Source organism: Pseudoxanthomonas sp. LjRoot143 (genome assembly GCF_964252945.1).
Lineage (GTDB): Bacteria > Pseudomonadota > Gammaproteobacteria > Xanthomonadales > Xanthomonadaceae > Pseudoxanthomonas_A.
Window position 1 is genome coordinate 4,222,028 of the sequence record NZ_CAXUPM020000001.1, and the last position, 12,160, is coordinate 4,234,187.

General features: G+C 66.2%; 7 protein-coding genes. 2 read left to right on the plus strand and 5 right to left on the minus strand.

Annotated features, from left to right (window positions below; all coding sequences use genetic code 11):
* Positions 1-112: 112 nt before the first annotated feature.
* Positions 113-943 (minus strand): 20S proteasome subunit A/B, encoded by an 831-nt coding sequence (locus ACSQ1W_RS20290; RefSeq protein WP_436045792.1) that lies wholly within the window; start codon positions 941-943, stop codon positions 113-115.
* 119 nt (positions 944-1,062) lie between these two features.
* Here ACSQ1W_RS20290 and ACSQ1W_RS20295 point away from each other — a divergent pair, with 119 nt between their 5' ends.
* Both ACSQ1W_RS20295 and ACSQ1W_RS20300 read left to right on the plus strand, forming a co-directional pair.
* A complete protein-coding gene (locus ACSQ1W_RS20295) occupies positions 1,063-2,247 on the plus strand; it encodes a class I SAM-dependent methyltransferase (RefSeq protein ID WP_436045794.1) in 1,185 nt (394 codons plus the stop codon).
* Positions 2,235-2,657: a VanZ family protein gene (locus tag ACSQ1W_RS20300; RefSeq protein WP_436046260.1), complete on the plus strand. Its 423-nt coding sequence runs from the start codon at positions 2,235-2,237 to the stop codon at positions 2,655-2,657. The genes ACSQ1W_RS20295 and ACSQ1W_RS20300 overlap by 13 nt, the downstream gene beginning before the upstream one ends.
* A gap of 52 nt (positions 2,658-2,709) precedes the next feature.
* On the opposite strand, the gene ACSQ1W_RS20305 is transcribed toward ACSQ1W_RS20300, so the two are convergent.
* The 4 genes from ACSQ1W_RS20305 to ACSQ1W_RS20320 all read right to left on the minus strand — a co-directional run bounded on the left by ACSQ1W_RS20305 (position 2,710) and on the right by ACSQ1W_RS20320 (position 12,160).
* Positions 2,710-5,046, minus strand: a complete 2,337-nt coding sequence (locus ACSQ1W_RS20305) for a beta-N-acetylhexosaminidase (protein ID WP_436045796.1) — start codon at positions 5,044-5,046, stop codon at positions 2,710-2,712.
* Positions 5,047-5,147: 101 nt separating this feature from the next.
* The gene (locus ACSQ1W_RS20310; protein ID WP_436045798.1) at positions 5,148-8,051 is read right to left on the minus strand and encodes a TonB-dependent receptor; all 2,904 of its coding nucleotides are present in this window, start codon (positions 8,049-8,051) and stop codon (positions 5,148-5,150) included.
* Positions 8,052-8,252: 201 nt separating this feature from the next.
* Positions 8,253-10,985, minus strand: coding sequence for a TonB-dependent receptor (locus ACSQ1W_RS20315; RefSeq protein ID WP_436045799.1), 2,733 nt, complete (start codon positions 10,983-10,985; stop codon positions 8,253-8,255).
* A 140-nt stretch (positions 10,986-11,125) separates the two neighbouring features.
* Positions 11,126-12,160 (minus strand): glucokinase family protein, encoded by a 1,035-nt coding sequence (locus tag ACSQ1W_RS20320; RefSeq protein WP_436045801.1) that lies wholly within the window; start codon positions 12,158-12,160, stop codon positions 11,126-11,128.

Sequence of the window (12,160 nt, forward strand, 5' to 3'; positions counted from 1 at the left end):
TGTACGCTGTTTGTGGGAGCGACGTCAGTCGCGATGGCCTGCCGCGATCTTCTTGAAAATCAGGACGATGTCGACCCGTCGCGACTGACGTCGCTCCCACGCCGGCCTCTTCTTACTGCTGCCCCTGCGCGTCGCCCGGATCCTGCCGCGAAGGCGCGCGGCGCGGCGGCATCACCGGCAACGGGCCGCTCACCGGCTCGGTTTCGCGCTGCGGTTCCCACGGGAAGCGCGGCAGGCTGTGCACGGCGGCTTCCAGCTTGCGCGACCAGGTGTCGTGGATTTCCGAGTACAGCGGGGTATCCGCCTCCAGCCGCATCTTCTGGCTGATCTTCAGGTCGCCGTTGCGAAGCAGCGCCATGTCGACCGGCATGCCGACGGACAGGTTGGAGCGGATGGTGGAGTCCAGCGAGACCAGCGCGCAGCGTGCGGCATCTTCCAGCGGCGTTTCGGGACGGATGATGCGGTCGAGGATCGGCTTGCCGTACTTGGATTCGCCGATCTGCAGATAGGGCGTCTCGGGCGAGGTGGCGATGCAGTTGCCGAGCGGATAGATCATGTACAGGCCGGGCCGTTCGCCGGCGATCTGGCCGCCCAGGATCAGCGTGGACTGCACGTTGACGCCGCTCTGTTGTGCCTCGTCGCTCATCTTGACCTGGCTGGCGACCAGCGTGTCGCCGACGTACTCCGCCACTTCGTACAGGTGCGAGAACGTGCGCAGGCTGTGCTTCGCGTTGGGATCGTCGGCGTCGCGCTGCAGCCGCGAGATGGTCAGCTGCGTGGTGGCCAGGTTGCCGGCCGACATGATGACGAACACGCGGTCGCCCGGCCATTCGAACACGTGCATCTTGCGGTACACGCGCACATCGTCGAAGGAGGCGCTGGTGCGGGTATCCGCGGCGAAGACCAGGCCTTCGTTGACTTCGATGCCGACGCAATAGGTCATGGCGTGTCCGTTGCTGCTGTGCATCACGATTCTATGCGTGGCCTCCGGGGTTGGCTAGGGCTGGCGCCGCACTGTGAAACGGCCCGTACAATGGTGTCGTTTCCCGCTTCCGGTGCGACATGCAGGCCGATCTCCCCCTTCCCGATGACGCTGCGCAGGCGCACAGCGCCCAATTGGCTGCACTGATCCGCGCGGAGATCGCGGCCGAGGGCGGCAGCCTGCCGTTCTCGCGCTTCATGGAGCGCAGCCTGTATGCGCCGGGACTGGGCTACTACAGTGCCGGCAGCACCAAGTTCGGCGAAGCCGGCGATTTCACCACCGCGCCCGAGCTGGGCCCGCTGTTCGCCAGCTGCGTGGCGCAGGCGGTCGCGCCGGTGTTGCAACAGCTGGGTCAGGAGGCGGAGTTCGTCGAGATCGGTGGCGGCAGCGGCGCCTTCGCCGAGATCATGCTCAAGCGGCTGCTCGAACTGGATGCGCTGCCCGCGCGCTACGCCATCCTCGAACCCAGCGCGGACCTGCGCGAGCGGCAGCGCGAGCGGCTCGGCCAGCGCCTGATTCCGCCGGTGTTCGATCTGGTGGAATGGCTGGACGGCCCGCCGTCAGAGGCATGGAACGGCGTGCTGTTCGCCAACGAAGTGATCGACGCCTTGCCGACGCCCCGCTTCACGCTGCGCGATGGCGAGGTGTTCGAGGAGGGCGTCGTACTGGATGGCGAAGGGCGCTTCATCCGCGCCGATCGCCCGGCCGACGCGTTGCTGGCAGCCGCGGTGCGCCACGTCGAACGCTATCTCGAGCAGCCGTTCCCCGATGGCTACCGCTCGGAATTGCTGCCGCAGCTGCCGTACTGGATCCAGGCGGTGATGGGTGGACTGGACCGCGGGGCCATGCTGTTCGCCGACTATGGCTACACGCGGCGCGAGTACTACCAGCCCGACCGTGACGACGGCACGCTGCGTGCGTACTACCGCCATCGCGTGCACAACGATCCTTACCTGTGGCCGGGACTGCAGGACATCACCGCCTCGATCGACTTCACCGCATTGGCCGAGGCCGGGACGCAGGCCGGGTTCGATCTCGCCGGTTACACGACGCAGGCCAACTTCCTGATCGGCAACGGCCTGCAGGAGCGGTTGAACGAAGCGGAGTCGCGTGCCGACGAGACCACGCTGCTGCGCCTGCGCAACGAGGCCAAACGGTTGACCCTGCCCAGCGAGATGGGCGAGCGCTTCCAGGTGATGGGTTTCTCCAGCGAGGTCGAGTTCGGTACGGCTTTCCTGTTCAACGACCTGAGCTGGCGCCTGTGAGCCGGCTGTTCGAACTGAAGCCGTTCCGGCGGCCGCGCCTGTGGGTGGGCTTGTGGTGCGTGGCGATCATCGCGGTGATCGTGCTGTCGCTGGTCAACCTGAGCGGGTTGCCACCTGTCCCGGAAGGTGGAGACAAGGTGGAGCACTTCCTGGCGTACGCGCTGCTGTCGGCATCGGCCATGCAGCTGTTCGCCAAGCGCCGTGGCTGCGTTGCCGCCGCGGTGCTGCTGATCCTGCTCGGCATCGGGCTGGAGGTCGCGCAGGGCGCGCTGACGGCGACGCGCATGGCCGACCCCCGCGATGCACTGGCCAACACGCTCGGTGTGTTGGCCGGTTTCGCGACGGTGCTGACCCCGGTCAGCCGGTTGCTGCTGGTCATCGACGCCCGCCTGAAGCCAGCGCGGGCCTGAGAAAAAAAGCCGGGACATGCCCGGCTTTTTTCTTTCCGATCTGTCGCCTGTCTCAGCGCGGCTGCAGCGTGATGCGATCCAGCACCCACATCTGCGGACGCGTATCGCCGGTGAAACGTACGCACAGGTCCTGCTTGCCGGTGGTGCCGGCCGGCAGTGCCGCCTCGAGGTCGAGGAAGCCATCGGCATCCGGCGCCGCCGGCAACGCCACCGTCGCCAGCGTGTGGCCCTTGCAGCCGCCACCCAGGATCTCCAGTTCGCCCAGCGGGGATTTCGCCGGCTCGAAATTGCGGTTCGGCTCGTCGTGGGCCAGCTGGAAGTAGTACGGGATGCGGCCCGCACGGACCTTGATCGACGCGATGCCGTCCAGGTCGGCCTGGTTCCACTGCCAGCACGGATAGAAGATCGTCGCGTTGAAGATCGCGCGCTCGCCTTCCAGCGGGCCATCGTCTTCAAGCCGCAGCAGCAGGCGGCCGGCATCGGGGCACACGCCCATCGCCTCGTCGGTGCGCGACAGCATCGCGGCCGGTGTCAGTTCGAACGTGGATGCCGGTGCCAGCGCACGGCCATCGGCGAACGCGGCGGCGCGCACGGTGGCCGGCAGTTTCACGTCCAGCGGCGTGGCGAACGTCGGCGAAGCCTGCGTCGGTTCGCTACCGTCGGTGGTGTAGTGCACCGGGTAGTCGAGGGGATTGGACAGCGTGACCTTCGCGGTACCGGCCTTGCGGTCGTCCTCGGTGGCGATCAGCGGTTCGAACGGCGTCTTCGCATAGCCCAGGCCGATGGCGTCGTAGCGCTTCAGTTGCGTGGGAAGACGTGCGATGAAGCTGGCGAGGTCCTTCTTCGCCGCCGGCGTCCAGCCGGTTTCCGCGACCGCGGCGAGGCGCGGGAACGCATTGTGCTGCAGGCGGGCGAACGTGCGGGTGTGCTCGGTCCACAGGTTGGCCTGGATGCCGAGGATGTGGTGGCGCTGGCTTTCTTCCAGTTCCGCCGGGACCGGCTCGAAGCCGTACACGTCCTGCAGCGTGATCAGGGCCGGGCGGCCCGGCGGTTCGTTCGGCGAAGCGGTCTGCAGGTAGTCCAGGTAGGTCTTGTTGGACGGCGACATCACCACGTCATGGCCCTGGCGCGCCGCCTGCAGGCCACCTTCGATACCACGCCACGACATCACCGTGGCTTCGGGCGGCAGCTTGGCTTCCAGGATCTCGTCCCAGCCGATCAGGCGCTTGCCGTGCGTGGACAGGTACTTCTCCAGCCGTTCGACCAGGTAGCCCTGCAGGTCCATCTCGGTCTTCGCGCCAACCTGGCGCATGCGCGCCTGTTCACGCGCGGAGGCTTCCCACTGGTCCTTGACCGCTTCGTCGCCGCCGACGTGCACGTAGGTGCCGGGGAACAGGGTGACCACTTCGCCCAGCACGTTCTCCAGGAAGGTGATGGTGCCTTCCTCGACGTTGACCAGGTTGGGGAACACGCCCCACTCGTTGGACGGCACCAGCGGCGTATCGATGGAGCCGAGTTCCGGATACGCGGAGATCGCCGCGGTCGCATGACCCGGGACGTTGATCTCAGGCACCACGGTGATGTGGCGCTCGGCGGCGTACTTCACCACGTCGCGGATCTGGTCCTGCGTGTAGAAGCCGCAGTACGGACGCGGTTCGCCGGTCTTCGGATCCTTGCCGCCATCACCCGCCGGGATGCGGCAGCCACCGATCTCGGTGAGCTTCGGGTACTGCTTGATCTCGATGCGCCAGCCCTGGTCGTCGGTCAGGTGCCAGTGCAGCGTGTTGAGCTTGTGCAGTGCCATCGCATCGATGATCTTCTTCACATCATCGACTTGCTGGAAATGACGCGCGGGATCCAGCATGAAGCCGCGCCAGCCGAAGCGAGGCGCATCCTCGATGTGCAGGGCAGGCAGCGTGACGCGGCCCCTGTCGCCTTGGGTGACGAGTTGCCACAGCGTCACCGCGCCGTAGAACAGGCCCCGCTCGTCGTGCGCCTTCACGGTGACGCCGTCGGGCGTGACCTCCAGCGTGTAGGCCTCGGGATTCTGCTTGTCGGTCGCGGCGGCTTCCAGCACGAAGCGGATCATGCCCTTGCCTTCGTCCTGCGTGGTCGCCAATGCGGGGCCGCCTGCGGACTGGAGGTAGGCCGCGAACTGCTGCGCGACACGCGTCGCGGCCTCGCCACTGGCAGACAGGCGTGTGTCCGCGCTGACGCTGAAGGTGCCGTCACCCTTCTGCAGGTCGGCGGGCGCCGGAATCAGCGACGGCGTGATCGGCGTTGATGCAGCAGCGCCGGCGTCGTCGCCGCTCTTGGGTGTGCAACCGGCCAAGGCCAGCAGGGCGAAGGCCAGTCCGGCCAGGGCGCGATGGGCGATGGGTCGTTTCATCGGTGTCCTCGGTAGCGAAGGGCACAGCGTGCCCAAAAAAAGCGGGCCCGGACAAGTCCAGGCCCGTGAGGGAACTTCACGTCGTTACATCGGTGGAGAGATCAGAACTGGAAGCGCAGCGTTGCCATGTAGCGGCGGCCCGTGCGGTACAGGCCGCGCACCAGCTTCTCGGTGTTGGCCACGCCCGGCACCTCGGCATACGAGCGGTACTCGCTGTCCAGCAGGTTCATGCCGTCCAATCCCAGGCTCAGGTTGTCGGTGAGCCTGAAGTTCAGGTTGGCGTCGAGCGAGTCGTAGTCGTCGGTGACCAGGTAATTGCCGCGGTCGACGTTGGTGTAGTACTTCGAACGCCACGAGTAGGTCACGCGGGCGCTGAAGCGGTCGCTCTCGTAGAACGGGCTGAGGTTCAGCTGGTTCTTGGAGTTGTACGGCAGCTGGGCGCCGTTGTCGGCCTCGGCCTCGGCGTAGGTCCAGTTGGCCAGCAGGCCGAAGCCGGGGCCGAAGGTCTGCTGGTACGCGGCCGAGAAGCCCTTGATGGTGGCGCTGCCGGCATTGTTCGGACGCGAGACGTCGTACTCGGTGACTTCCTGCTCGGCCTGGTTGAAGTGCTGTTCCTTCTGCGTGCTGACCAGGATGTAGTTGTCCACCTTCTTGTGGAACAGCGTGCCCGCCAGGATGCCGCCTTCGGCGAAATACCATTCCGCCGAGAAGTCCAGGTTGGTGGATTCGTACGGGTCCAGGTCCGGGTTGCCGCCGCCGCCCGTGCGGGTCTGGTCGCCCAGCCACAGGTAGGTGGACATGTCGCCGTAGTTCGGGCGCGAGATCACCTTGGACGCCGCGCCGCGCAGCACCACGCTGTCGGTCAGGTCATAGACCAGGTTCACGTTCGGCAACACGTCGTTGTACTTCTTGGACGTGGTGGTCAGCTGGTAGCTGTGGACGAAGTTGTTGTCGGCGTTGGCGACGCAGCTGGGCTGGCCGATGCACTGCCAACTGGTGCTGTCCGACTCGGTGCGGACCAGGCGCACGCCGACGTTGCCGCGCAGGCGGTCGGCGCTGAAGTCGGCCTGGACGTAGGCTGCCGTCACGTCTTCGGTCACGGTCCAGGTGTTGGCCACGAACGAGGGATCGTAGAAGGTGCTTGGTGCCGGCATGGTCTGCCACGGGGCCAGCCAGTCGCCGCTGAGGATGTAGTCGGCCAGTGCCCAGCCGTCGATCGTGAAGCGGCTGTTGAGGTCGCCGACGTTGCCGAAACCGCTCAGGTAGTTGCTGGGCAGCGAGCGCGGCGCGAACTGGTCCGCGCTGACGTCGCCATAGCCCTTGATCGACGCCAGCGTCACGCCGGCCATCGACTGCCCGGTTTCATGCTCGCGGCGCTTCACGCCGAACCGCAGCTGGTAGATGGGCGAGTCGAGCAGGATGCCGAAATCGGCCTGGGCGTACTTCTCCTCGTCGCGGGTCGGCTTGGTGACGATGTTGCCGCCCCAGCCGGGGCGCCAGTTCTCGGCGGTGGCCGGATCGGCGTGCCAGCCGCAGCCCCAGGAGAACTGGTTGCAGGGTTCGCCGCGATCGAAGCTGTAGGCGCTCGGGTCGTTGAACGGGCTGCCGGGGTGGGCCGGCGCGAAGTGCCTGGCCACGTCCTGGATGGCGTCGGTCTGGTAGCCCTGGAAGGTGAGGGTAGGCACCTTGCCGGTCAGGTCGTAGCTGTAGTTGGCCTTGTTGAGGAACTCGCCGAAGACCTGGCGACCGGTGCCGCCGCTGGCCTTGGAGGTGCCGGCATGGGCCGAGGCGAACCAGCCTTCGTCCTTCCAGGTGAGCTTGACGTCGTAGGAATCGGTGTCGACCGTGGCCTGGCGGTTGATCAGGTCGTAGACCGTCAGCGCATTGCGGAACGACGCCTGGGTGATCACGCCACCATCGACGGTCAGGCCGGTCATGTTGCCCAGCGAATTCCACGTGTTGCCGTTGAAGGCGAACATGGAGTGGCTGATGTTGTCGTAGCCGGCCTTCACGTCCAGTGCGTTGAACTCGATGTCCAGCTTTTCGTGCGGCTTGAACTGCAGGGACACCGACAGCGTGTCGCGCTCGCGCTGCTGTTCGAAGTAGTGCGCGCTGATCGAGTTCGGCGCCACGGCGTCGGGGTTCGCCAGCAGCGTGTCGCGGCAGGCACCCACGCAGCTCGGCGGCATGACGACGGGCGAGCCGGTGGACCAGTCGTCGCTGGTGCTGGTGATCGAGTTCGGTGCGCCGTCGCGGCTGTTGATGTAGTGGTCGCCGGTCACGGTGCCGTAGGACTCGATGCCGTCACGACGGATGCTCTCGTCCGAGCGCTGTGCCGACACCACCACACCGAAGGTGCTGGCTTCGTTCTTCCAGCCGAACAGGGCCGAGATCGTCGGGTCACCGCTCTCGATGCGGTCGTTGTAGAGGTAGCCCACCGAACCGGACAGGGTGGTGCGCTCCAGGTCCAGCGGCTTGCGCGTGGAGATGTTCACCGTGCCGCCGATCGAGCCTTCGTCCAGCCACGCTTCCGGCGACTTGTAGACCTCGACCTTGCTGACCAGCTGCGGCGCCAGCAGCGAATAGTTGAACGTACGGCCCGGCTGGTCGGTGATGAACCAGTCCGCCGAGGCGACCGTCTGGCCATTGAGCAGCGTGCGGTTCAGCGCCGGATCGGTGCCGAGGATGCTGACCTTTTCGCCCTGGCCGAAGGCCTTGTCGATGGTCACGCCCGGGATGATGGTGATGGCTTCCGCCACGTTGGTGGCCGGGAACTTGCCCACGTCCTCCGCGGTGACGACGTCGATGATCGCGTCCGCATCGCGCTTGGTGTCGATCGCCTGCTTGAGGCTTCCGCGGATGCCCACGACGACCACGCGGTCGAGCTCGGACGCCTCTGCGGTGTTCGGTGCAGCAGGTGCTGCCGCTTCCTGTGCCTGCGCATGGGCCGTGAAGCCCAGGCACGTCACGATGGCGGCGGATAGAACGGTCTTGCGATGCTTCATGATGTCTCTCCCATCATTGCGCGAAGAATATGCGGCCCGATCCTGCGGCCGCCTGTGATGTACCGGGTGGCGTCCCCACGCCCTGCCCGTGATGCGCCTGTTCCGGCGCTCCCCTGGTCTTTCTCCCTTGCCGGCGCGGGGGCGCCGGTAACAACCAAGACACGCCGGCAGGCGAGGGGGCCTGCCGGCGGTCGACCCGCATCAGAACTTGAAGCGGAAGTTCAGGTAGTACTGACGTCCATTGGTGTAGAACGCGTGCGGCAGGTAGCCGGGCACGGCGTCGTTCTCGGTGTAGTACTTCAGCTTCGGATCGTTGAGGTTCAGGCCGTCCAGACTGATCGTCAGCCAGTCGGTGGCCTTGAAGCCCAGCGAGGCCGACACCGTGGCGAAGTCGTCCTGGTAGAAGTTGTCCGCGCGACTGACGCCGGCGTAGAACGAGCTGCGGTAGCTGTAGTTCACTCGGGCATTGAAGCGCGAGTTCTCGTACCAGGCCGACAGGTTGTACGTGTTCTCGGAGGTGCCGTTGAGCGGCTTGCCGCCGTCGGCCTCGCCATCCACGTAGGTGTAGTTGGCGTTGATGCCGAAGTTCTCGCCGATCGGCTGCTCGTACGTCAGCTCGAAGCCCTTGACCTTGCCGTTCGAGTTGACCGGGACCGAAACCAGATAGTCGGCGTAGACGTCCGTACCGGCATCGATGCTCGCCTGCTGGTCCTTGTACTGGATAACGGTGTTGCCGAAGTCGACGTAACCATCCAGATCCATCGTGAAGATGCTGGCAGCCAGCAGCGCGCGAGGAGCGAAGTACCATTCCAGCGACGCGTCGAAGTTCGTCGACACGAGAGGCTCGAGGTTCGGGTTGCCGCCGCTGCCTTCGTGCGTCAGATCGTTCAGGGTGAGCGCGCCGGCCAAGGCCGAAAAATCCGGGCGCGTCATGGTCTTGCTCGCCGATGCGCGCGCGACCAGAGTATCGGTCACGTCGAAGCGGAAGTTCACGCTCGGCAACAGTTCGTTGTAGTCGTTGTCGACCAGAACCGGCAGGTAGGCGCCGAAGTCCGAGCCGGTGATGGCGCCGGGTACGTTCGGATTGACGGACTGGTTGTACAGAATCTCCGTGGCTGTGCGCACGTAGCGCAGACCGGCGTTGCCGCTCCAGCGGTCGCCGCGGAAATTCAGCTGGGCATACAGCGCATCGATGTCTTCCTCCACGCCGTAGACATTGCTGAAATTGAACCGGCCCGGATTGGCGCGATTGGCGAATCGCGCGTTGATCTCCGCCAGCTGTGCCGGCGTGTAGTACCAGATGCCGGTCGGCACGTTGCCACCGACGCCGAAATCACCGGGATACGCACCGCCCGCGCCCGGATAGGCGGCGATGTTCTGCCAGTCGCTCGCCCAGTTCGGGCCTTGGCCGATGGACATGTCGTTGCTGCGCTCGTGGCTTGCACGGCGGTAGCCGAAGTCCAGCGAGGACAGCACGCTGTTGTCGAAGAAGAACTGGCCGTCGACGGAGCCCCAGTCTTCCTTGTCGAGCACGTCGATGCCCTGGTCGCCGAAGATCCAGCCGTTCTGTGGCAGGTGGTTCGCGGCGGTATTGGTGCCGCCCAGCGACCAGTCGATGGGGCTGCCCACGCCATTCATGCTCCAGCTGGCGCCGGCATTGCCCGCCAGACCGGTTTCCAGCACGTCCTGGGTCGGACTGGAGCCCGAGCCCTTGGTGGTGCCGAACTGGAACACGAACTTCAGCGCATCGCTGGCATTCCACTCTGCATCCAGCGCGATGTACTTGGAGGTGGAGACCGCGCCGGGGCGGGAGATCATGTCGTACACGCCGTAGGGCGTGACGGTGGTGCTGGTCACCGGATCGTAGGTGGCGCTGGTCAGCACGCCGTTCGCGATCGTGTAACTGCTGGGTGCCTGTGCGTTGATGAACTGGCTGGCCCACATCATGTAGTTGCGGTTGTAGTTGTCCGCTTCCAGCTTCGAGTAGAACGCATTGACGTTCAGGGTCAGGTTGTCGGTGACCTTGGCCTCGATGTTGGCCACGCCGCCCTTGCGCTTGCGTACTTGCTCGAAGTAGGCGGCACCGATCAGGTTGGGATACAGGACGCCGACCAGATCCGGGTTGCTCATCGCGACGGGCGTCCGGGTGACGCCGTCGGCCAGGAACTCCGCGATCGCGCCGTAGCCGCCCACCACTTCCTGTCCGTCGCGGCGCAGGCTGCGCTCCTCGTTGAACACCTGCACCATGAAGCCTGCGGTGCGCTCTTCGTTGCGCCAGTTGAGCAGCGCATCGAGCTGCGGCTTGGTGTCGCCGGGCAGGTCGGAGTGCACGGCACCGATCGAGCCCTGGATGGTGAGCGGATCGGCGAACTGCAGGGGGCGTCGGGTGATGATGTTCACCGAGCCTGCCGTACCGCCTTCGACCAGCTTCGCCTCGGAGGTCTTGTGCACGACCACGCGGTCCACGATCTCGGAGGGGTACAGCGAATAGCTCACGCTACGGCCCACGTTGGCGACCTGGCTGAGCACGAACCAGTCGCCGGTACCAATGGTGTGGCCATTGACCAGGGTCTGGGTAAGGCTGGGATTCGTGCCGCGCAGGCTGACCCGGTCGGCTTCGTCGAAGCCGCCTTCGCTGGCGCTCGAGGAAGCGATGTTGACGCCCGGCAGCTGGCGCAGCGTGTCGGCCACGTTCTTGGCGGGCAGCTTGCCGACGTCCTCGGCGGTGACGACCTCGACGTGCGTGGCGGCGTCGCGCTTGGCGTCGAGTGCTTTTTCGATGCTGCCGCGGATACCGGTCACGACGATGGTGTCGAGTTCGGTGGCGTCCGGCGCGGCGGTCGCGGCAGCGGGAGTGTCCTGCGCCTGAGCCTGCACGGCCATGCCAAGGCACGTCACGATGGTGGCCGAGAGAATGGATCTACGGTACTTCATGGTGTCTCTCCGATCTGCTTGAGTGTCGGCAGCCATCGCTTGCGCTGTTCCGCCGTGCCTGGTCTTGCGTTTCCCATCATCGACGGCGCGCCAGCCCCGGCTTCGCCGCTACCGCATGCGCCTGTGCCGGCGCCCTCTTCTCACTCGTCTTGTTGATGTTCCAAGTACCAGCGGGCCGCACCGATCACACCCAGCTGACCGTGCTCCACGACTTTCACGGGAATGCGTTCCAGCGCCTCGCGCATCGATCCCTTGTTGAGGAAGCGAGGCACGAAGCTGCTGCCGATCAGGACATCGCGGATCTTCGGCAGGATGCCGCCGGCGAGGTACACGCCGCCCTGCACGCCGTACAGCAGCGCCATGTCACCGACCACGCTGCCCAGCAGTCCGCAGAACACGTCGAGGCTTTCGCGCGCCAGCGCGTCCTCGCCCGACTGCGCGGCCGCCGTGATCTGGCCCGGGTGGGTGTAGGGCGAGGGCGGTGCGCCACGCACAGCGCGTAGCGCGGCGTGGAGATTCATCAGTCCGGGGCCCGACAGCGCCTGCTCGACCGGCACGTGCGTGCGGGTCTTCAGCATCTCTTCCAGCAGCGACATTTCCAGCGCATTGCCGGCGGTCAGCGCGGCCTGGCCTGCTTCGGTGGCGAGCACGACGGCGCGCTTGCCGGCAGGGATCCAGACGGCGGCGCCGAGACCGGTGCCCGGGCCCAGGATCAGCGTGGGACCGTGCTTCGGCGCGATGGCCGGCCCGGTCAGCTGCAGTACCTCGCTGGCGTCCATCTGCGCGGCGGCGTGCGCCACCGCTTCGAAATCGTTGACCAGGCGGACGTCGTCGAAGCCCAGTTGCGCGCGCAGTCCGGCCGGCGACAGGCGCCACGGCAGGTTGTTGGTGATGACCGTGCCGTCTTCCAGCGCATAGCCGGCGCTGGCGATGACCGCACGCGCCACCCGCGTTGCGCCAAGGCCAGCGATGAAGTCGGCGACGATGTCGCCGAGGCCGGCGTGCTCGGCACAGGCGTACTTGCGGTACTCCAACACGCTGACCGGTTCGCCCGGATCGCGGCTGCCGCGGACGAGGCCGATCCGGACGTGCGTGCCGCCGACATCCGCCGCGATGAAGGCGTCGTGCGCCCCGCTGATGGCATCCGTCGGCATTGGATTGGCTATGGCGACCAC

Excerpts from the sequence above, each read along its gene's own strand:
- ACSQ1W_RS20290 (WP_436045792.1), bottom strand. The coding sequence starts at position 943 with ATGACCTATTGCGTCGGCATCGAAGTCAACGAAGGCCTGGTCTTCGCC.
- ACSQ1W_RS20295 (WP_436045794.1), top strand. The coding sequence starts at position 1,063 with ATGCAGGCCGATCTCCCCCTTCCCGATGACGCTGCGCAGGCGCACAGC.
- ACSQ1W_RS20305 (WP_436045796.1), bottom strand. The coding sequence starts at position 5,046 with ATGAAACGACCCATCGCCCATCGCGCCCTGGCCGGACTGGCCTTCGCC.
- ACSQ1W_RS20310 (WP_436045798.1), bottom strand. The coding sequence starts at position 8,051 with ATGAAGCATCGCAAGACCGTTCTATCCGCCGCCATCGTGACGTGCCTG.
- ACSQ1W_RS20315 (WP_436045799.1), bottom strand. The coding sequence starts at position 10,985 with ATGAAGTACCGTAGATCCATTCTCTCGGCCACCATCGTGACGTGCCTT.